The sequence below is a fragment of the Streptomyces sp. NPDC034099 genome, assembly GCF_055575415.1.
Window position 1 is genome coordinate 39,378 of record NZ_JBVISR010000011.1, and the last position, 18,086, is coordinate 57,463.

24 protein-coding genes are annotated in these 18,086 nt (G+C 72.5%); 19 read left to right on the forward strand and 5 right to left on the reverse strand.

Features of this window, described 5'->3' with window-relative positions:
* Window positions 1-118: 118 nt before the first annotated feature.
* From ACZ56V_RS28375 to ACZ56V_RS28405, 7 genes are all read left to right on the forward strand, one after another.
* Window positions 119-979: an alpha/beta hydrolase gene (locus tag ACZ56V_RS28375; protein WP_468946129.1), complete on the forward strand. Its 861-nt coding sequence runs from the start codon at window positions 119-121 to the stop codon at window positions 977-979.
* A gap of 36 nt (window positions 980-1,015) precedes the next feature.
* Window positions 1,016-1,270: a MoaD/ThiS family protein gene (locus ACZ56V_RS28380; protein WP_030187984.1), complete on the forward strand. Its 255-nt coding sequence runs from the start codon at window positions 1,016-1,018 to the stop codon at window positions 1,268-1,270.
* 3 nt (window positions 1,271-1,273) lie between these two features.
* Window positions 1,274-2,500: a hypothetical protein gene (locus ACZ56V_RS28385; RefSeq protein ID WP_468946132.1), complete on the forward strand. Its 1,227-nt coding sequence runs from the start codon at window positions 1,274-1,276 to the stop codon at window positions 2,498-2,500.
* 154 nt (window positions 2,501-2,654) lie between these two features.
* A complete protein-coding gene (locus tag ACZ56V_RS28390; protein ID WP_468946135.1) occupies window positions 2,655-3,392 on the forward strand; it encodes an LmeA family phospholipid-binding protein in 738 nt (245 codons plus the stop codon).
* 432 nt (window positions 3,393-3,824) lie between these two features.
* A complete protein-coding gene (locus tag ACZ56V_RS28395) occupies window positions 3,825-4,670 on the forward strand; it encodes a sulfurtransferase (protein WP_076975426.1) in 846 nt (281 codons plus the stop codon).
* A 34-nt stretch (window positions 4,671-4,704) separates the two neighbouring features.
* Complete coding sequence (locus tag ACZ56V_RS28400) at window positions 4,705-4,992, forward strand: DUF1416 domain-containing protein (RefSeq protein ID WP_076975427.1); 288 nt, start codon at window positions 4,705-4,707, stop codon at window positions 4,990-4,992.
* 86 nt (window positions 4,993-5,078) lie between these two features.
* Window positions 5,079-5,336 carry a DUF3099 domain-containing protein gene (locus ACZ56V_RS28405; RefSeq protein ID WP_356364833.1) on the forward strand — a complete coding sequence of 86 codons (258 nt, stop codon included), beginning with the start codon at window positions 5,079-5,081 and terminating at the stop codon, window positions 5,334-5,336.
* Between the two features lie 127 nt (window positions 5,337-5,463).
* On the opposite strand, the gene ACZ56V_RS28410 is transcribed toward ACZ56V_RS28405, so the two are convergent.
* On the reverse strand, window positions 5,464-6,633 hold the full coding sequence (locus tag ACZ56V_RS28410; protein WP_468946140.1) for an FAD-dependent monooxygenase: 1,170 nt from the start codon (window positions 6,631-6,633) through the stop codon (window positions 5,464-5,466).
* 73 nt (window positions 6,634-6,706) lie between these two features.
* On the opposite strand from ACZ56V_RS28410, the gene ACZ56V_RS28415 reads away from it, so the two are divergent.
* Window positions 6,707-7,267: a TetR/AcrR family transcriptional regulator gene (locus ACZ56V_RS28415; protein WP_398914358.1), complete on the forward strand. Its 561-nt coding sequence runs from the start codon at window positions 6,707-6,709 to the stop codon at window positions 7,265-7,267.
* On the opposite strand, the gene ACZ56V_RS28420 is transcribed toward ACZ56V_RS28415, so the two are convergent.
* Window positions 7,261-7,623 carry a DsrE family protein gene (locus ACZ56V_RS28420; protein ID WP_003974797.1) on the reverse strand — a complete coding sequence of 121 codons (363 nt, stop codon included), beginning with the start codon at window positions 7,621-7,623 and terminating at the stop codon, window positions 7,261-7,263. The two genes, ACZ56V_RS28415 and ACZ56V_RS28420, sit on opposite strands and share 7 nt — an antisense overlap.
* Window positions 7,624-7,723: 100 nt before the next feature.
* Between ACZ56V_RS28420 and ACZ56V_RS28425 the strand changes: the two genes are divergently transcribed.
* The 3 genes from ACZ56V_RS28425 to ACZ56V_RS28435 are packed head-to-tail and all read left to right on the forward strand — an operon-like array spanning window position 7,724 to window position 10,298.
* On the forward strand, window positions 7,724-8,587 hold the full coding sequence (locus ACZ56V_RS28425) for a hypothetical protein (protein WP_468946144.1): 864 nt from the start codon (window positions 7,724-7,726) through the stop codon (window positions 8,585-8,587).
* Window positions 8,584-9,438, forward strand: a complete 855-nt coding sequence (locus ACZ56V_RS28430; protein WP_468946147.1) for a hypothetical protein — start codon at window positions 8,584-8,586, stop codon at window positions 9,436-9,438. The genes ACZ56V_RS28425 and ACZ56V_RS28430 overlap by 4 nt, the downstream gene beginning before the upstream one ends.
* Window positions 9,435-10,298 carry a hypothetical protein gene (locus ACZ56V_RS28435; RefSeq protein ID WP_468946150.1) on the forward strand — a complete coding sequence of 288 codons (864 nt, stop codon included), beginning with the start codon at window positions 9,435-9,437 and terminating at the stop codon, window positions 10,296-10,298. The genes ACZ56V_RS28430 and ACZ56V_RS28435 overlap by 4 nt, the downstream gene beginning before the upstream one ends.
* A 4-nt stretch (window positions 10,299-10,302) precedes the next feature.
* Here the strand turns inward: ACZ56V_RS28435 and ACZ56V_RS28440 are convergent, their stop codons facing one another.
* Both ACZ56V_RS28440 and ACZ56V_RS28445 read right to left on the reverse strand, forming a co-directional pair.
* Complete coding sequence (locus ACZ56V_RS28440; RefSeq protein WP_468946152.1) at window positions 10,303-10,506, reverse strand: hypothetical protein; 204 nt, start codon at window positions 10,504-10,506, stop codon at window positions 10,303-10,305.
* Window positions 10,503-10,895: a hypothetical protein gene (locus ACZ56V_RS28445; protein WP_467379451.1), complete on the reverse strand. Its 393-nt coding sequence runs from the start codon at window positions 10,893-10,895 to the stop codon at window positions 10,503-10,505. The genes ACZ56V_RS28440 and ACZ56V_RS28445 overlap by 4 nt, the downstream gene beginning before the upstream one ends.
* A gap of 172 nt (window positions 10,896-11,067) precedes the next feature.
* Here ACZ56V_RS28445 and ACZ56V_RS28450 point away from each other — a divergent pair, with 172 nt between their 5' ends.
* From ACZ56V_RS28450 to ygfZ, 5 genes are all read left to right on the forward strand, one after another.
* Window positions 11,068-11,907, forward strand: a complete 840-nt coding sequence (locus ACZ56V_RS28450; RefSeq protein WP_468946155.1) for a helix-turn-helix domain-containing protein — start codon at window positions 11,068-11,070, stop codon at window positions 11,905-11,907.
* Window positions 11,889-12,101 carry a DUF397 domain-containing protein gene (locus tag ACZ56V_RS28455; protein ID WP_468946158.1) on the forward strand — a complete coding sequence of 71 codons (213 nt, stop codon included), beginning with the start codon at window positions 11,889-11,891 and terminating at the stop codon, window positions 12,099-12,101. The genes ACZ56V_RS28450 and ACZ56V_RS28455 overlap by 19 nt, the downstream gene beginning before the upstream one ends.
* Before the next feature lie 168 nt (window positions 12,102-12,269).
* The gene (locus ACZ56V_RS28460) at window positions 12,270-12,845 is read left to right on the forward strand and encodes a heme-binding beta-barrel domain-containing protein (RefSeq protein WP_087808593.1); all 576 of its coding nucleotides are present in this window, start codon (window positions 12,270-12,272) and stop codon (window positions 12,843-12,845) included.
* Between the two features lie 15 nt (window positions 12,846-12,860).
* A complete protein-coding gene (locus ACZ56V_RS28465; protein ID WP_052842947.1) occupies window positions 12,861-13,298 on the forward strand; it encodes a Fur family transcriptional regulator in 438 nt (145 codons plus the stop codon).
* A 20-nt stretch (window positions 13,299-13,318) separates the two neighbouring features.
* The gene (gene ygfZ / locus ACZ56V_RS28470) at window positions 13,319-14,284 is read left to right on the forward strand and encodes a CAF17-like 4Fe-4S cluster assembly/insertion protein YgfZ (RefSeq protein ID WP_398914371.1); all 966 of its coding nucleotides are present in this window, start codon (window positions 13,319-13,321) and stop codon (window positions 14,282-14,284) included.
* 7 nt (window positions 14,285-14,291) lie between these two features.
* On the opposite strand, the gene dtd is transcribed toward ygfZ, so the two are convergent.
* The gene (gene dtd, locus ACZ56V_RS28475) at window positions 14,292-14,717 is read right to left on the reverse strand and encodes a D-aminoacyl-tRNA deacylase (protein WP_104635640.1); all 426 of its coding nucleotides are present in this window, start codon (window positions 14,715-14,717) and stop codon (window positions 14,292-14,294) included.
* Window positions 14,718-14,895: 178 nt separating this feature from the next.
* On the opposite strand from dtd, the gene ACZ56V_RS28480 reads away from it, so the two are divergent.
* The 3 genes from ACZ56V_RS28480 (at window position 14,896) to ACZ56V_RS28490 (ending at window position 17,965) form a co-directional block, all read left to right on the forward strand.
* Window positions 14,896-15,549 carry an RsiG family protein gene (locus ACZ56V_RS28480; RefSeq protein WP_356364862.1) on the forward strand — a complete coding sequence of 218 codons (654 nt, stop codon included), beginning with the start codon at window positions 14,896-14,898 and terminating at the stop codon, window positions 15,547-15,549.
* A gap of 89 nt (window positions 15,550-15,638) precedes the next feature.
* The gene (locus tag ACZ56V_RS28485; protein ID WP_467379455.1) at window positions 15,639-16,649 is read left to right on the forward strand and encodes an asparaginase; all 1,011 of its coding nucleotides are present in this window, start codon (window positions 15,639-15,641) and stop codon (window positions 16,647-16,649) included.
* Between the two features lie 59 nt (window positions 16,650-16,708).
* Complete coding sequence (locus ACZ56V_RS28490) at window positions 16,709-17,965, forward strand: GNAT family N-acetyltransferase (RefSeq protein WP_468946164.1); 1,257 nt, start codon at window positions 16,709-16,711, stop codon at window positions 17,963-17,965.
* The last annotated feature ends 121 nt before the right edge of the window (window positions 17,966-18,086 follow it).

The window sequence follows — 18,086 nt, forward strand, 5'->3', positions numbered from 1 at the left end:
CGCGTCCGGGAGGTGAATGCCCGACGACCGCCCGACGACCGCCCGGCATCGCTCCCGGAAGCACAAAAGGACCCGGGGGCTACGTTGCCCGAGTCCTCTGCCCAGCAGAATAGCCGACATGAGCAACCGACCGCCGGGTCATGTGGCGCGTTCCACCCGTGGTCCAGCCAATCGTCCGCATGCCGAGACGCCCCGGGGAGCGCCGCGCCGCACGCCCGCGCGCACCTTCCTCCGTACGGCGGACGGTGTCCCCGTCGACGCCGTGTACGAGCCGGGAAGGACCGGGCGTGACCCCTCTGACCTGGTGTTCGTCGTCGCGCACGGGTTCACCGGCGATGCCGACAAGCCGCACGTACGGCGGATCGCGGGGGCGTTCGCGCGGCACGGCGCCGTGGTCACGTTCTCCTTCCGGGGCCACGGCGCGTCCGGCGGGCGGTCCACCGTGGGGGACCGCGAAGTGCTCGATCTGGCGGCGGCGGTCGCCTGGGCGCGCGGCTTCGGGCACACCCGTGTGGTCACCGTCGGCTTCTCCATGGGCGGCTCGGTGGTCCTGCGGCACGCAGCGCTGTACGCCGGCGACGACGCGGCGGGCACGGACGCCGTCGTGTCGGTCAGCTCCCCCGCCCGCTGGTACTACCGGGGCACGGCACCCATGCGCCGGCTGCACTGGCTGGTGATGCGCCCCGCCGGGCGCCTGGTGGGCCGCTACGGCCTGCGCACCCGTATCCACCACCGCGACTGGGACCCGGTGCCGCTGTCGCCGGTGGAGGCGGTGCCCCGGATCGCGCCGAGGCCACTGCTCGTCGTGCACGGCGACCGGGACGGCTACTTTCCCCTCGACCACCCCCGGATGCTGGCCGAGGCGGCCGGTGACCACGGCGAACTCTGGCTGGAGCCCGGCATGGGCCACGCCGAGAACGCCTCCGGCGAGGAGCTGCTCGACCGCATCGGCGACTGGGCGGTGGCCCGGGCGGGCTAGCCTGACGTTGTTCATCGCCGACGACGAAGGAACGAGATGGCAAAGGTCACGGTGCGCTACTGGGCGGCCGCGAAGGCCGCGGCGGGGGTGGCCGAGGAGCCGTACGACGCGGTGACGCTGGCCGACGCGCTCGGCGCGGTCCGCGAGCGCCACCCCGGCGAACTCACGCGCGTGCTGCTGCGCTGCTCGTTCCTCGTCGACGGCGACCCCGTGGGCACCCGCGGGCATGAGACGGTACGGCTGGCCGAGGGCGGCACGGTCGAGGTGCTCCCGCCGTTCGCAGGAGGGTGAGCGATGACCGACCAGCCGCAGCAGCCGTACCGGCAGTACGACCCGCGACAGCAGTACGACCCGAATCAGCAGTACGAGGGATACGACGCCCAGGCGTGGCCCGGGCAGCAGCCGTACCAGCCGTACCAGGGCTACGGGGAGCAGCCGGACCCGAACGCCGACCAGTACACGCAGCAGTGGCAGGGGCAGACCTGGGAGACGCAGGTGCAGCCGCCGGTCTCCGCGGAGGAGACGGCGTACCTGCCGCCGCACGCCCAGCCACAGCCTGAGCCGTACCCGTCGCAGGGGTACGGACAGCCGCAGCCGTACCAGTCCCACCAGCCCCAGCCGCAGCCCCAGCCGCAGCCGTACGCGCCCCAGCCCCAGCCGCAGCCGTACGAGCCTCCTGCTTCCGCTCCCGCTCCCGCCCCCGCGCCCTCCGCCGCATCCTCCTCCGACGATCCGGGCTACGGTCCCGCGACCGTCGCCGGGAACACGCGGATCACGGACGCGCAGCGGGCCCGCGCCGAGGGGCGTTCGCCGATCATCGACCCGGGCATGCAGCCGGCCGGTCTCACCGCACTGCTCGGGCTGCTGCTGTCCGGCGCGGCGGCGCTCGGCACGTACGCCCTCCTCGTCCCGCTCGTCGTCCTCCAGGCGCTCACCGCGGCGGGCTGGTTCCGGCTGAACGGCATGTGGCCCGCCCGGCAGGGCATCGCGCTGGGCTTCGCGGGCGCGCTCGCCGCCGACGCGGCGCTGCTGGTGTCGGACCGCTCCCCGGCGGCGATCCTCGGCACGCTCGGGGTGTGGGTGCTGCTCTCCCTGGTCCTGCAACTGCGCTCGCACGCCGACCCCGACGAGCGGATGTACGGCCTGATGGCGACCATCGCCGCGGCGGCCCTGGCCGTGGTCGCGGGCGGGTACCTCGCGGCCGACGCGGACGCGGTGACGGTCGGCGGGATCGCGGTGGCGGTGGCCGCCGTGGCCCGTGCGCTGCCGTTGCCGACCCCGGCGTCCGTGGTCGTCGCGCTGCTCGCGGCGGCCGGGGCGGGGATCGCGGCCGGCTCGGTGACGGACTTCGGGGCGTCGGGAGCGCTGCTCGGTGCGGGGGCGGCGGTCTGTGCGCTGATCGGCCTGCGGGTGGCGGCCTACGACTACCCCTCCCGCTTCGTCCACTTCACGGCGGGCGTGGCCCTGCCCCTCGCGGCGGCCGCCCCGGCCGTGTACCTCCTGGGCCGGGCCCTGGCCTGAGCCCCGGCGCCGCCTGTCACGGGTGGCGGCGCCCCCTGTCACAGCTGTTCGACAAAACCCGGGGGGTGCCCGGGGGCCGCGTTACGCTCGCGCTGGACGGCCGCCGGTCGTCGGGTCCGCCGCCGTCGAGCGTCCAGGGTTGGGGAAACACCGCATGCGCGCACTGCGAATACTGTTGATCGTCGTCGTGATCCTGGGCGGCCTCTTCGTGATCGCCGACCGTGTGGCCGTCAACTTCGCCGAGGACGAGGCGGCGGACAAGCTGCGCAGCACCGAGAACCTGGCCTCGACGCCGGACGTGTCCATCAACGGTTTCCCCTTCCTCACCCAGGTCGCCGGCGGTGAACTGGACGACGTGGAGATCGGCATCGACGACTACGAGGCGTCCACCGGCAACGCGAACGAGAAGATCCGCATCGCCCGCCTGCGTGCGCACATGAAGGGCGTCGAGTTCTCCGGCGACTACACCTCCGCCACCGCGGCCACCGCCACCGGCACCGCGACCGTCGGCTACGACGAGCTGATGAAGGCCACCAAGTCCGAGCCCACCCGGATCGCGCCCGGCATCGACGCCAAGGTCGTCGGCCTCTCCGACGGCGGCAACGGCAAGATCAAGGTGTCGCTGCAGGCCACGGTCCTCGGCGTCGAGGTGCCCGAGCCGGTCGAGGTGCTCAGCTCGGTCAAGGTCAAGGACGACGACGTCGAGGTCGTCGCCGACGGGCTGCCGGAGATAGGCGGCAGGCAGCTCGCCGAGTCCCGGATCCGGGCCATCACCGACTTCCAGCAGACCATCGACGAGCTGCCCGGCGGTATCGAGCTGGACAAGGTCGAGGCGGCGAAGGACGGCGTCGAGATCACGGTGAAGGGTTCCCACGTCAAGCTGGCCGGGTAGGACTAAGGGCGTCGCCCCCGGGCCCCGGCGGCCGATGTCCGACTGGCGAGACAGTGCCGTCCGTACCGCAGATGCGGAGACACCCGCCCAGGCTCCCGCAGGCCTCGGCGGCAAGGCCACAAGCCTCTCGATCCCACATTCCGGACGATCGTGTCTCATCATGCGACACGTCGGTGACATGGCCCGCCCTCAATCCCTACGATCGGGTCCTATGAAGCGACAGGCGGATCTCACGAAGCGGCGGGCAGTGGACCTGTGCCGCGTTGCCGCCATGCTCTGTCGCGCCTTCTGAGGCGGACGGCGACGTCGCCGTCCGTGTCCCCCTCATCCTCGCCCCGCACTGTCGTGGGCACCCGCGCGCGCCGTGACACGGCCCGAGCGCGCACACCCTCTCACCGCACGCCCCGCCGCAACTGCCCCGGAGGAGAAAACATGAGCCGCAGCGACGTCCTGGTCGACGCCGACTGGCTGCAGGACCACCTGGACGACCCGTCCATCGCGATCGTCGAGGTGGACGAGGACACGTCCGCCTACGAGAAGAACCACATCAAGAACGCGATCCGGATCGACTGGACCCAGGACCTCCAGGACCCGGTCCGCCGCGACTTCGTCGACCAGGAGGGCTTCGAGAAGCTCCTGTCGGCCAAGGGCATCGCCAACGACACGCTGGTGGTCCTCTACGGCGGCAACAACAACTGGTTCGCGTCGTACGCCTACTGGTACTTCAAGCTCTACGGCCACGAGAACGTCAAGCTCCTCGACGGCGGCCGCAAGAAGTGGGAGCTGGACGCCCGCGAGCTGGTCCCCGGTGACGAGGTGCCCCAGCGCGCCACCACCGACTACAAGGCTAAGCCGCAGAACACCGCGATCCGCGCCTTCCGCGACGACGTGGTCAAGGCGATCGGCGCGCAGAACCTGGTCGACGTGCGCTCGCCCGACGAGTTCTCCGGCAAGCTGCTCGCCCCGGCCCACCTCCCGCAGGAGCAGTCGCAGCGTCCGGGCCACGTCCCGTCCGCCCGCAACATCCCGTGGTCGAAGAACGCCAACGACGACGGCACCTTCAAGTCGGACGACGAGCTGAAGCAGCTCTACACCGACGAGCAGGTCGACCTGGCGAAGGACACGATCGCCTACTGCCGCATCGGTGAGCGCTCGGCCCTGACCTGGTTCGTCCTGCACGAGCTGCTGGGCGTGGAGAACGTCAAGAACTACGACGGCTCCTGGACCGAGTACGGCTCCCTCGTCGGCGTGCCGATCGAGCTCGGCGCCAACAAGTAAGCCCGCCCCTTCTCAACCCCTCAGGAGTAACGACATGTGCGGAGCGAAGGCCGGCGGCCCCGACGCCTCGACGATCAAGCCGGGTGAGACCACCATCCAGGGTCAGGTGACCCGCGGCGGCGAGCCGGTGACGGGCTACGTCCGTCTGCTGGACGCCACCGGCGAGTTCACGGCGGAGGTCCCGACCTCCGCGACGGGCCAGTTCCGCTTCTACGCGGCCGAGGGCACCTGGACCGTGCGCGCGCTCGTCCCGGGCGGCACCGCCGACCGCACGGTCGTCGCCCAGCAGGGCGGCCTGGCGGAGGTCGCGATCGCCGTCTGACGGCAGTGACGGCCGAAGGGGCCGCACCCACCGGGTTGGACGCCTGGGGTGCGGCCCCTTCGGCGTGCCCGGCCTACGCTGGAGGTATGTACGCGCGGCGGCGGCACGTCTACTTCGCCATGATGGGGACCTGCATCGTGCTCTTCGTCCTGGCCTGGGGAGTCGTGCGCCTGTGGTCCGTCCCGGCGGCCGTGGGCCTGTGTGTGTTCGCGATGCTCATCCCCCCGGTGGCCGCGATGATCGCCAACCGGCGCGGCCCCGAGGACCGCTGGTGGGACGACCCGTCGGGCGACGCCCAGTCCGACGAGTGGTGGGACGAACTGGACGGCAAGAAGCGCCACTAGCCCCTCAGGGCGCCGACTGGAGGGCGTCGTCCTCGTCGTCCGGTGTGTCCGTGCCGCCCAGGAGGCGTCGCAGGCAGCGCACCGCGAGGACGGCGCGGTCGTCAGTGAGCGCCGACGGGTGCCGGGGTCACCGGCCGGGCCGGCTCAGGTGCGGTGGGGCCCAGTCGTGATGCCGGAGGATCATGCGCACGGCGGCGCGGGAGGGGGTCAGCCGCATGGCCGTGTTGCGCAGGGCGACGGGCAGGGGGCGGGCGAGCTGCTGGCCCATCCGTCCGGCCTGCCGGGCGGCGCGTGCGACGGCTTGACTGCGGGGTCGCCGCTCGGCGTCGTACCGGGTGAGCGCGGCTTCCACCGAGGGCTCGGCGGCGAGCGCGGCGGCCAGGACGACCGCGTCCTCCAGCGCCTGGCAGGCGCCCTGTCCCAGGTTCGGGGTCATCGCGTGCGCCGCGTCACCGAGCAGCGCGATGCGGCCGGCCGTGTACGAGGGGAGCGGTGTACGCAGTTCGTACACGTCGTGGTGCAGCACGGCGTCGGGCCGGGTCGCGTCGAGCAGGGCGGGGATCGGATCGTGCCAGTCGTGGAAGCGCCGTCGCAGTTCGGCCAGGGGTTCGGAGAACCGCGTCCCTGCGGGCAGCGTGAGGACCGCGTGCCACTCGGCCCGCCCGTCGAGGAAGGCGATGTGCCCGAACTCGGCGCCGTGACCCCAGGTCAGCTCGAAGTCGGTGGGCAGATCGACCGCCTGCTCGGTGATGGCGCGCAGGACCGTCGAGCCGCTGTGGACCGGGCCGGGGTGAGCGGGGAACAGACGGCCGCGGAACGTGCTGCCGATGCCGTCGGCCGCCACCACCAGGTCGGCGTCCAGCACCAGGTCGCCGCAGCCGACTCGAACCGCCCCCGGCCCGGCCTCCTGGACCGGGCCGGCCTCGGAGCCGATCAGCAGCGTCTCGCCGGGCAGGGCCTCACGCAGCAGCCGGTGCAAGACGGCGCGGGGTATCCCCATGATGGGCGTGCCGACCGCCTTCTCCAGCGCCGCGCCGTCCATCCGGGCCAGCCAACCGCCCCCGGGAGTGCGGGTGCCGCCCTCGTACTGGCCCCGCGACGCTTCCCGCACCGCCTCGCCCACTCCGAGTTCGTCCAGTGCCCGAAGGCCGTTGGCGGCCAGCGAGATGCCCGCCCCCACGTCGTCGAGTACGGGCGCGCGCTCGACGACCGTCACCTCCCAGCCGATGCGACGCAGGCCGATCGCGGCGGCCAGTCCGCCGATGCCCCCTCCGACGATCACCGCTGTGCTGCCCATGGCGAGCCCCACCTTCTTCTACCCCTGTAGAAAAACGACCTTATCCCAAGTGCTACAGGTGTAGAAAGAGAGCGTGGCTACGGATCGGCGCACCCTCCTCGCGGACGCGGCTCTCGACGTACTCGCCGACGAAGGGATCCGCGGCCTGACCCACCGCGCAGTGGACCGTCGGGCGGGCCTGCCGTCCGGCACCACGTCGGCGTACTTCCGCACCCGGGCCGCGCTGCTCACCGGACTCGTCACCCGCCTGGTCCAGCTCGACCAGGCGGAACTGCACACGACGGCCGAGCGTCTCCCGCCCCTGCGCACGGCCGAGGACCTGGTGGACGGCATGACGCTGCTCGTCCGCCGGCGGCTCACCGGCGAGGGGCGCCGGCGCTCACTCGCCCGCTACGCCTGCGCCGTCGAGAGCGTGCGCGCCCCGGAGCTGCGGGAGATCCTCGTACCCCGCGAGAACGCCGGCCGCGAGGCCGTTCGGCTGTTCCTCGCCGGGCACGGTGTGACGGACGTCGAGAACCGCACCCACACGCTGCTGTCCTGCATCGACGGGCTGGTCTTCGACCGGCTGGTCTGCGGGGGCGAGGTGCCGCGCGAGGCCCTCGAAGGCCTGGTGGCCGCCGCCCTGCGTCAGTAGACGAGCGCCTGCGTGTCGTCAGCCAGCGCCTCCTGCACGAAGACCTGCGCGCCCGCGATCCGTACGCCCTCGATGACGTCCTTCTCGGTGAGGTCGCGGCGGGCCGCGCACTGGGTGCACAGCGTGACCCGGCCGCCCGCCAGGAGCGAGTCGAGCAGGTCGGGCAGCGGCGCGGCGTGCGGCAGCTCGAACTCGGCCGCGCGCCCCGGCACCGCGAACCACGCGGACTCACCAGTCAGCCACAGCGACACGTCGACCCCACTGGCCACCGCCACCGCCGCCACGGTGAACGCCTGAGAACACCGCTCGGGCGCGTCCGCCCCCGCCGTCACCTTGATCACGAGCTTCTTCGCCATGGCCGAATCGTAATCAACGCCGCCGCAACCCAGGAGCAGGGCTGTGGGTCTCCTGTGCGCACGCTTGATCGAATGCGTCATACGTTCTGTGGGGGACGTCATGGAAGAGGAACCGGCGAGACCCGCGGCACCGCCCGCGCCGACACCGGAGATGTCCGCGGCAGAAGCGGAGAGCCGCGAGACGGCGGACGGCCCTGTGGTGCCGGACGAACCCGCGCCGCCGGCCGGCGATTCGGCCGCACCCGCCGAGGGGGCCGGACGACGGCGCGGGCGTACGGCCGTGCTCATCACGGCCGCCGCGGCGCTGGGTCTGGTCGCCGGCACCTGCACCGGGGTTCTCGTGCAGGCGGACCGGGAACCGACGAAGCTGCCGCCGCTGTCGCAGGCCGCGCTCGCGCGCGGTACGGGGAAGGCGCCGAAGCCGCTGTCCGTCGACCAGGACCGCCAGGTGCGCACCGAGGGTGACCTGCGCGACCTGTTGCTGAAGAAGCCAAGCGGGGCGGAGGAGGTCGACTGGCTGGAGGGCTCCGACGGCTGGATGGACCTGGCGGGCTACGCCGGGACGTTCGGGGATCCGTCGCGTGAGTACGAGCACTTGCTGCACAGCGAGTTCCGCCGGGCCGCCGTCACCGGCTGGGAGGTCGACGGCGCGTACTCCGTGGAGATCCGGCTGATCCAGTACCGGCAGGACGAGGTCCTCGGCGCAGGCGGAGCCAATGCGAGCGGCCAGTACCACGCGGGCGAGGGAGGCGTCGACGACGGGGGGATTCCGGGCACGGGCGACGGGCGGGTGTACGTGTACGACCGGCCCGTCCCCGGCCTCGAAGGCGCGCCGTTTCCCTACCAGGCGGAAGCGCACGCCCGGCGGGGTGACATCGCCATGGAGATCTGGGTGAGCGGAGCCAAGCGGGTCGAGAAGAAGATGATCACGAGTGTGGCCGAGCGGCAGATGGAGCGGCTGTGAACGAGAACCGCACCGACGCCCCGTCCACGACCGCGGCCCCTTCCGATGCGAGCGCCGCCACGCCGGCCCCCGTGGACGCCGCCGAAGCAGCGCCCACCGCCGGGCGGCGCGGCCGCCGCCGGATCGCGGCCGTCACCGGGGCACTCCTGCTGGCCGGTGCCGTCGTCGGTGCCGTCGCCTACACCGCCGCGGCCGTCGCGGACGCCGATCGGGATCCGGGCACCCCTTCCTGGGCGCGTCCCGAACCCACCCGGGACCATCCGGCGGCGGCCGAACCGGGCGGTTTGGCCTCGGCCCTCGTGCCGTACGGGCCCGACGACTGGTCGCGCGGCCCCGACCTGGGGGAGTTCGGTTCGGACGCCGTACTGAACGGCGCCCGGACGGCCGCGCTGCTCAAGGAGTCGCTGGCCGGACTGCCTCGATCCGAGCGCAAGCAGCTGGAGAAGGAGATCGACCGCAGGCCCATCGAGGAGATGGCGATGCGCAGCTACGCCTTCAACGTGGATGAGCACTTCAACGGCGTCGCCGCCACCATGAGCATCACTCTGGCCCGGATGAAGGATCCGGCCGCCGCGCGTGCCGTGACAGAGGGCCGGAGCGAGTTCATGAAGGCCTTGGACGTCTTCCGTGACGGCCCCGAGATCGAGGGCTACAAGGACGCGGAGTGTTTCCGGACGCCCTCCGACGCAGGCGACGACGAGAGTCTCGACTCGGTGTACTGCTCGGCCTCCGTGGCGAACATCACGGTCAACGCGACCGCCGAGGGACTGTGGCCGATCGACGCCGAGGCCGCCGCCACGCTGTTCAAGGACCAGTTGGACCGGATCATCGAACCCGGGGAGTCCGTGTGACCGAGCAGATCACCCCGTCGGCACCCGTCACGCCGGTGCCCGCGCTGCCGCCTCTGCCGGATGCCCCGCCGCCCGGCGCCCCGACCTTGTCGGGCAGGGACCGCCGGGCCCTGCGTGCCGTGCTGCGCTGGACCGCGGCCGTCGTCGTCTTCGCGGCGGTCGGGTCGGCCGCGGCCTACGGCGTTACGCGGATGGACCGGACGGACGTGCCCGGGCTCGCGACCGCGTCGGACGGGCGCTGGTCCTACCCGACGCTCACCGCGGCGCCGCTGCCGTCCGGCAGCCCGGGGCCGTTCGACGAGAAGAACGCGGCCGGTGCCCACTACGCCGATCTGCGGGACCTGCTCCTGCCGGCGCCCGAGGGGGCGACGGCGGACCGGGGGCTGCACGGCGACGACGGTTGGCTGCGGACGGAGACCTTCCTCGCGGAGTACCGGGAGGAGGCCGACCGTGACGCGCTGCGGCTGCAGATCGTCGACGCGGGGCTACGGCACATCGCCGCCCGTGGCTGGACCGCCGCCGACGGGACGCACACGCGGATCTACCTGCTCCAGTTCGGCACGGCGGCCGCGGTGGACGATCTGATCACCATGCAGCTGGCGCCCTACGACAGTCCGGCCTACGCCGTGCGAGGCACGGAAACGGTGGGGCCCGACGAGGAGTTCCCGGAGGCTGCCGAGTCCGACGACGTGCTCACCTCCGTCTATACCGAGACCGAGCCCTACGGCGATGAACAGGTCCGCGAGGCATACCTCGGCGCCGGCGATGTTCTGGCGGTGGTGCTGCAGAGTCGAGCGGGCGGGGCGGAGGAGGTGCCCTTCCAGCAGACCGTGGCCCTGCAGACCCGGCTGCTCCTGTGACCGCTCAATGGACGAGGGCCTCGGTGGCACCCTCCAGCCGGGTGCGCCGCCGGGGCCGGGCCTTGTGCTTCGGCGCGGGCCGGGGCGGGTGCCCCGGATGGAACGGCGGCATCGTGAAGCCGGGGGAGAGGGGAGCCCGCTCCTGTCGCGGCGCGAGCCGCTGCGCCCGCCTGCACTCCTCGTAGGGCAGTCCGCCGTCGTACGTCATCCCTCGTGCTCCTTGCGCTGGTGCTGGCGCAGCAGGACGTTCGCGTCCGTCACCGCGCTGTGGTCGAACGCCGCGCGTGCGGCTTCCCGCCGGTCGGCGAGCCAGGCGCAGGCCTCGCAGCCGGGGACCGGCAGGGGCGGTCGGTCCTGGTCGCCGGGGGCAGGGGGCGTGGCGAGGGTGCGGTCGTTCGCGGCGCGCAGGCTCGCCCCGAGGCGCTCGCGGTCGGTCGCCGGGCGCAGTGCGGCCGGTTCCGCCTCCCACTCCCGGCCGCCGCCGAGGGGGCGGAGCATCATGCGCGCCCCGCTGCGGCCCCGGTACTCACCGACCTTGGCGGCGGCGGTGTCGTAGAGCACGGTGCCGGGCTCGTAGGTGGCCGGTTCTGTTCTCACGGGTCCGCTCCCTTACGTCAACGTCTGTACGGAATGTGACAGTTGCCCTACTCTGCGTAGCGGTGGGCAGTTACGAGCATGACCCACGCCGGGGGTCGCCAAGCCCGGAACGGCCGCTAGTGCCACAACGGGCGCTCCAAATTCCACAAATTCCACAGCCGGGAGGGGTGCTGTGCCGCAGCGGAGGGCGATCACGGGTCGCAGTCAGGAGCCGAGGGCGCGGTTCGCGGAGGAGCTGCGGCTGCTCCGGCACGGGCGAGGCGTGTCCCTGCGGGGCGTCGCGGAGGTGGTGGGGTGGGACGCGTCCCAGTTCGGAAAGATGGAGAACGGCCACACGCTGGGCGGCCCGGAGATCGTGGAGGCGCTGGACCAGTACTACGGCACGGGCGGAATGCTGCTCACGCTGTGGGAGCTGGCGGTGGCGGACCCGACGCAGTTCAAGGAGCGGTACCGGCGGTACATGGTCCTCGAGGCCGAGGCGGTGAGTATGTGGCAGTACTCACCGAGCATCGTGCCGGGCCTGCTCCAGACGCCCGAGTACGCGGCGGAGCTGCTCAGCCAGGGCGGGCTGACGGGCGTGGAGCTGGACAAGCAGGTGGTGGCGCGTATGGGTCGGCGTGAACCGCTGCTGGCCGAAGGCGGGCCGCAGTTCCGGGCCATCCTTTCGGAGACGGTGCTGCACAGTTCGCTGCGCAGCAGCGCTGAATGGCATGCGCAATTGCGCCATCTCGTCGCGATGGGGGAGCGCCCGAATATCAGTGTCCAGGTGGTCCCGTGGTCGGCGGGGCTGCACGCGCTGACCAACACCCACACCATGTTTCTGCACGGCGCGGGCCGGATCGTCGCCTGGGTCGAGACCGGCTACTCGGGCGAACTGGTCCAGGAAACTACGGCAGTCGACCAGCTTCAGCTCCGATACGATCGGGTGCGCGATACGGCCCTGTCTCCGGGGGCGTCGCGGGAGTTCATCGAGCGGATGCTGGAGGAAGCGCCATGCGAGCCATCGACCTGAGCACGATCACCTGGCGCAAGAGCAGCTATAGCAACCAGGACGGCGGCGAGTGCGTCGAGGTCGCCCCCGGCCTCCCCCTCGTACCCGTGCGCGACAGCAAGGACCCCGCCCGCGGAGCCCTCCTCTTCGCCGCGCCCGCGTGGGTCGCTTTCCTGGACGGAGTCCGGCGAGAGGAGCCGGCGCGGGCCGCGTAAGCTGAGGCCGGCCCTGTTTATGCCCCCCGCTCAAGGAGCACCCCGTGGAGATCTTCTTCGAAGCCCTGCTGGTCCTGGTCTGCGTCGGCGTTCTCGCCTTCGCCGGTCTGACCGTGAAGAAGCTGTACCAGGGCCAGCGCTGATCACCGACGCCAGGAAGTACCGCTCATGATCGAGATCCCGTCCGACCTGCACAAGGACCTCGTCCCGCTCGTCTTCCTGCTGGGCGACTGGGCCGGCGCGGGCGTGCACGACTTCCCCGGTGCCGAGAAGTGCAACTTCGGCCAGGAAGTCTCCTTCACCCACGACGGCCGGGACTTCCTGGAGTACCAGTCGCACACCTGGGTGCTGGACAACGACGGCAACAAGGTCCGTCCCCTGGAGTCCGAGCACGGCTTCTGGCGCATCGACGCGAACCGCAAGGTCGAGGTCACGATGACCCGCGACGACGGCGTCATCGAGATCTGGTACGGCGAGCTGGCCGACCAGAAGCCCCAGATCGACCTGGTCACGGACGCGGTGGCCCGCACCGCGGCCTCCCGCCCCTACACCGGCGGCAAGCGGCTGTACGGCTACGTCAAGAGCGACCTGATGTGGGTCGGCGAGAAGCAGACCCCCGAGGTCGAGCTGCGCCCCTACATGTCGGCGCACCTGAAGAAGGTCGTCACCCCGGAGGACGTCGAGCGCTGGGCCAAGGCCCTGCCGGACGACATGCCGGACGACGGGATCGCTTTCTTCAAGTAGTCCTAGACTCGTGGTGTGGTGAGCACCGACTGGAAGAGCGACCTCAGGCAGCGTGGCTACCGGCTGACCCCCCAGCGGCAGCTGGTGCTCGAAGCCGTGGACACCCTGGAGCACGCGACCCCCGACGACATCCTCGGCGAAGTGAGGAAGACGGCGTCGGGGGTCAACATCTCCACCGTGTACCGCACGCTGGAGCTGCTGGAGGAGCTAGGGCTGGTCAGCCACGCCCACCTCGGGCACGGTGCGCCCACCTATCACCTGGCCGACCGGCACCACCACATCCACCTGGTCTGCCGGGACTGCACCAACGTGATCGAGGCCGACCTGTCGGTGGCCGCCGACTTCACCGCCAAGCTGCGCGAGCAGTTCGGCTTCGACACCGACATGAAGCACTTCGCGATCTTCGGCCGGTGCGAGAGCTGTTCCCTGAAGGGTTCAACTACCGAGTCGTAGGCGAGTCGTAGGCTGGGCGTATGAAGAGCCCCCTGCTGTCCCTGCCCGGCGCCGTTCCCGCCGAGGGGGTGGACGAAGGCGTCGCCGCCCACTACGGCGACCTGTTCCGCGAGCAGCGTGCCCTCGCCGACGGCTCCGGCTTCGTCGACCTCTCCCACCGCGGTGTCGTCACCGTCACGGGCGACGACCGGCTGAGCTGGCTGCACCTGCTGCTCACCCAGCACGTCAGCGACCTGCCGGCCGGCCAGGCCACCGAGGCGCTGATCCTCTCCGCGAACGGCCACATCGAGCACGCCCTGTACCTCGTCGACGACGGCGCGACCGTCTGGGCCCACGTCGAGCCCGGCAGCCAGGAGGCGCTCATCGCCTACCTGGAGTCGATGAAGTTCTTCTACCGGGTCGAGGTCGCCGACCGCACCGCCGACACCGCCGTCGTGCACCTGCCGGCCGGGTCGATCGCCCAGGCCCCCGACTCCGTGGCTGTACGCGAGACGCCGTACGGGCGTGATCTCTTCCTGCCGAGGGAGGAGCTGGAGGCGTTCGCCGCCCAGGCCGGGCCCGCGGCCGGGATCCTCGCCCACGAGGCGCTGCGGGTCGAGCAGCACCGCCCCCGCCTCGGCTTCGAGACCGACCACCGGACCATCCCGCACGAGCTGGGCTGGATCGGTACCGCCGTGCACCTCCAGAAGGGCTGCTACCGCGGGCAGGAGACCGTCGCCCGGGTGCAGAACCTCGGCAAGCCGCCGCGCCGGCTGGTCTTCCTGCACCTGGACGGCAGCGAGGTCCACCTGCCGCCGAACGGGGCGGAGATCCGCCTCGCGGACGACGGCCCCGACGGCCGGAAGATCGGGTTCGTCACCACGTCCGCGCGCCACCACGAGCTGGGCCCGGTCGCCCTCGCCCTGGTGAAGCGGAACGTGCCGGTGGACGCCCGGCTGATGGCCGAGGAGACGGCGGCCGCGCAGGAGACCGTCGTCGAGCCGTAGGGCCGCCTCAGACCTCGACGAGGACCGTGAACGGGCCGTCGTTCGTCAGCGACACCCGCATCTGCGCGCCGAAACGTCCCGTCGCCACGGTCGCGCCCAGCGCGCGCAGCCGGGCGACGACCTCGTCGACCAGCGGTTCGGCGAGGTCGCCGGGCGCGGCGGCGTTCCAGGTGGGGCGGCGGCCCTTGCGGGCGTCGCCGTAAAGAGTGAACTGGCTGATCACCAGCAGCGGGGCGTCGAGGTCACTGCACGACTTCTCGTCGTGCAGGATCCGCACCGACCAGAGCTTGCGGGCCAGCTGCGCCGCCTTCTCCTCGGTGTCGTCGTGGGTGACGCCGACCAGGACGCACAGGCCCTCGCCGTCGATCGCGCCCACGGTCTCGCCGTCCACGACGACGCTCGCGCCGTCCACCCTCTGCACCACTGCACGCATCCCGTCATGATGCCGTGCGCCCCCAGGGTGCCGGGGGGCGGGGCCGTAGGGGGTTTCTTTTCGCTGCGAACCCCCCATCTGGGGCCGATCGGGTCCGATCGGGGGCACTCGGTCACATAGCGGCCACTTGGGGTGGCACGATGCTCCCAGGCGCCGGGCGAGGGGACGGTTGAGGCACATGAGCACACCGAGTACGGGGCGGTCGTTCGGGACTGCCGCGTTGACATCTCCGAGCGGCCGGGGCGGTCCGGGCGGCCCGAGTGGTCCGGAGGCGCCCCGGCCGCCCGTGCAGCGCACGGACAGCCCGGAGCTGCCGGCCGGCCCGCCGGAGCGGGACCTGGCCGCGCTGAGCCTGCCGGAGCTGCGCACGCTGCGCCGGGACGCCCAGCGCGAGGAGGCCGACCTCAGCTACGTACGGCGGCTGCTGCAGGGCCGTATCGACATCCTGCGCGCGGAGCTGGCGGGGCGCGGGCCGGCCTCGTCGTCGTCCGTGGTCACGGCGGCGACCGGGTCGGTGGTGGAGCGGCTGTCGGAGATCCTCGCCGATGCACCGGCCCGCCAGCGTTCCTCCGCCCGGCACGTGACGCTGGGCACCCCGCGCAGCGAGGAGTGCCGGCGGCTGGCCGCGGAGATGCTGGGCGAGGTGGAGCTGTCCGACCTGACGGCCCGCACCGACGTCGAGCTGACCGCGGGCATGGGGCGGCTCGTGCGCTACGAGCAGCAGGTCTCCCGGCGGCGGCAGCGGCTCCAGCGCACGGCGGACGGCTGCGGCGCGGAGATCGCACGCCGGTACCGTGAGGGGGAAGCACAAGTCGACGACCTGCTCGTGTGACACGGGGGGCGGCCATCCGCGCCGCCTCCGGGCCCGGTGATCCCGGGCCGTCGCCGCGGGGGGTCGCCCGTTCCGGAAGGCCACCGCCGATGCCCGCGCCCCAGCCGACGCACCCGTCGCACACGAACCAGTCCGCGCCCACGTCCGCCCTGTCGCCCGTCGTGCCGCCCGTCCTCGCCGAGGTCGTGCGGTCCGGCTTCGTCGAGGGGCGGCACCGGGGCAGCCTGGTGGTGCTGGGCGCCGACGGGGCGGTGGAGCTGGCGCTGGGCGAGGTGACGGCGCCGGTCTTCCCCCGCTCCTCCAACAAGCCGATGCAGGCGGCGGGCGTCCTGCGGGCCGGTCTCGACCTCGCGGGGGAGCGGCTGGCGCTGGCCGCCGCGAGCCACTCCGGAGAACCGTTTCACCGGGATCTGGTCCGCAAGATGCTGGACGAGTACGGCCTGGACCCGGCGCTGCTCCAGTGCCCGCCCGACCTGCCGCTGGACGCCGAGGAGCGGGACACATACCTGGCGTCGGGCGCCGTGCCGGACCGCGTCACCATGAACTGCTCCGGCAAGCACACCGCGATGCTGGCGGTCTGCGCGCAGCAGGGCTGGCCGCTGGAGACCTACCTCGACCCGGAGCACCCGCTCCAGCGGATCATCCACAAGGTGGTGGAGGACGCGGCGGGCGAGCCGGTCGCCGCGGTCGGCACCGATGGGTGCGGGGCGCCGCTGATGGCGATCAGCCTGGTCGGGCTGGCCCGCGCCTTCCGCTCCTTCGTCGGCGCCGAGCCCGGTTCGGCCGAGCGCCGGGTCGCCGACGCGATGCGCGCCCACCCCGAGTACGTCGCCGGCAGCCGCCGCGCGGACACCTGGCTGATGCGCGAGGTGCCCGGCACGCTCTCCAAGATGGGGGCGGAGGCCGTCCAGGCGGTGGCCCTGCCCGACGGCCGTGCCCTCGCCTTCAAGATCGAGGACGGCGCGACCCGGGCCCTGGGCCCGGTGCTGTCCCGCGCCCTGTCGCTGCTGGGCGTCCAGGGCCCCGTCGTCGACCGCATCGGCCACTCGCCCCTGCTGGGCGGCGGCCGGGAGGTGGGGGAGATCCGGGCGTCCTTCTGACGTCCACGGCCCCGTTAATCCCCGCGACGCAGGTGGGGGCGTCGGCCTACCGTGAGCGTATGAGCCGCCGTACCGAGACAGACGTACGTCCCATCACCGAGGCCGAGTTCCCCGACTGGAACCGGGCCCTGAACACGGGTTTCCTGCGGCCGCCCGCCGTGGCCGCGGAGCAGCTGGAGGCCCGCCGCGACGAGTTCGTGCCGGGCCGGTCGCTGGGCGCCTTCGACGGGGGGCGCTGTGTCGCCACCTTCCGGTCCTTCGACCAGGAGGTCACCGCGGTCGGAGGCGCCCCCGTGCGGGCCGACGCGATCTCCAACGTCACCGTCACCGCGACCCACCGCCGCCGCGGCCTGCTCACCCGGATGATGGCGCAGGACCTGGCCGCGGCGAAGGAACGCGGGGACGTCGTCGCGACGCTCATCGCGGCCGAGTACCGGATCTACGGCCGGTACGGCTTCGGTCCTGCCACCACCATGACCGAGTGGACGGTGGATGTCCCGCGCGCCGGTCTCGACCCGCGCTGGGCCGCCCCGGAGGACGGCGGGCGGATCGACCTGGTGGAGGGCGAGGAGGTGCGCAAGCTCGGGCCCGAGCTGCACGAGCGGCTGCGCCGGGCCCAGCCGGGCGCGGTCAGCCGGACCGACCTGTGGTGGCAGTACCGGACCGGCGTCGTCGACTGGAACGGCTCACCGTGGACCGAGCCCTGCTACGCCGTGTACCGCGCGGCGGACGGCGCGGTCGAGGGCATGGCCTCGTACCGCACCGACGACCGCTGGGGCGACGCCAAGCAGCCGCTGAACACGGCGACCGTCGACTGGCTGCTCGCCGTGACCCCGGCCGCCGAGCGCGCGCTGTGGCACTACCTGTGCTCGATCGACTGGGTCCAGACGGTGAAGAGCGGCTGGCGCTCCCCGGACGACCTGCTCCCCGGCCTCCTGCCGGACCCGCGCGCGGCCCGCATCACCACGCAGGCCGACTGGCTGTGGGTGCGGATCCTGGACGTCGCCGAGGCGCTCACGGCGCGGACGTACGAGGGCCGGGGGTCGGTGGTGCTCGACGTGGTGGACCGGGGAGGACTCACCGGAGGGCGGTGGCGGCTGGAGGCGGGCCCGGACGGGGCGTCCTGCGCGCCGACCACCGAGAGCGCCCACCTCGTGCTCGACGTGGCGGAGCTGGGGGCGCTGTGGCTGGGTGACGCCTCGGCCGTACGGCTGGCGGCGCTCGGCCGGGTGCGGGAAGAACGAGCGGGCGCCGCCCGTGTGGTCGACGCCCTGCTGCGTACGTCCAGGCGGCCTTGGTGCCCGGACATGTTCTGAGGTGACTCCCTTCCGCCGGTGACGGTGGACCTGCGCATCCGTAGCGCGTGTGCTCTTCAGTTGTGGTTGTGGTTGTTGTGCGTGGTGCCTACCGACCGGCCGGGCTCCCGGCTCCCCTCCG

Coding starts and splice junctions, on each gene's coding strand:
- ACZ56V_RS28375 (WP_468946129.1), top strand. CDS start 119: ATGAGCAACCGACCGCCGGGTCATGTGGCGCGTTCCACCCGTGGTCCA.
- ACZ56V_RS28380 (WP_030187984.1), top strand. CDS start 1,016: ATGGCAAAGGTCACGGTGCGCTACTGGGCGGCCGCGAAGGCCGCGGCG.
- ACZ56V_RS28385 (WP_468946132.1), top strand. CDS start 1,274: ATGACCGACCAGCCGCAGCAGCCGTACCGGCAGTACGACCCGCGACAG.
- ACZ56V_RS28390 (WP_468946135.1), top strand. CDS start 2,655: ATGCGCGCACTGCGAATACTGTTGATCGTCGTCGTGATCCTGGGCGGC.
- ACZ56V_RS28395 (WP_076975426.1), top strand. CDS start 3,825: ATGAGCCGCAGCGACGTCCTGGTCGACGCCGACTGGCTGCAGGACCAC.
- ACZ56V_RS28400 (WP_076975427.1), top strand. CDS start 4,705: ATGTGCGGAGCGAAGGCCGGCGGCCCCGACGCCTCGACGATCAAGCCG.
- ACZ56V_RS28405 (WP_356364833.1), top strand. CDS start 5,079: ATGTACGCGCGGCGGCGGCACGTCTACTTCGCCATGATGGGGACCTGC.
- ACZ56V_RS28410 (WP_468946140.1), bottom strand. CDS start 6,633: ATGGGCAGCACAGCGGTGATCGTCGGAGGGGGCATCGGCGGACTGGCC.
- ACZ56V_RS28420 (WP_003974797.1), bottom strand. CDS start 7,623: ATGGCGAAGAAGCTCGTGATCAAGGTGACGGCGGGGGCGGACGCGCCC.
- ACZ56V_RS28425 (WP_468946144.1), top strand. CDS start 7,724: ATGGAAGAGGAACCGGCGAGACCCGCGGCACCGCCCGCGCCGACACCG.
- ACZ56V_RS28440 (WP_468946152.1), bottom strand. CDS start 10,506: ATGACGTACGACGGCGGACTGCCCTACGAGGAGTGCAGGCGGGCGCAG.
- ACZ56V_RS28455 (WP_468946158.1), top strand. CDS start 11,889: ATGCGAGCCATCGACCTGAGCACGATCACCTGGCGCAAGAGCAGCTAT.
- ACZ56V_RS28460 (WP_087808593.1), top strand. CDS start 12,270: ATGATCGAGATCCCGTCCGACCTGCACAAGGACCTCGTCCCGCTCGTC.
- ygfZ (WP_398914371.1), top strand. CDS start 13,319: ATGAAGAGCCCCCTGCTGTCCCTGCCCGGCGCCGTTCCCGCCGAGGGG.
- dtd (WP_104635640.1), bottom strand. CDS start 14,717: ATGCGTGCAGTGGTGCAGAGGGTGGACGGCGCGAGCGTCGTCGTGGAC.
- ACZ56V_RS28480 (WP_356364862.1), top strand. CDS start 14,896: ATGAGCACACCGAGTACGGGGCGGTCGTTCGGGACTGCCGCGTTGACA.
- ACZ56V_RS28485 (WP_467379455.1), top strand. CDS start 15,639: ATGCCCGCGCCCCAGCCGACGCACCCGTCGCACACGAACCAGTCCGCG.
- ACZ56V_RS28490 (WP_468946164.1), top strand. CDS start 16,709: ATGAGCCGCCGTACCGAGACAGACGTACGTCCCATCACCGAGGCCGAG.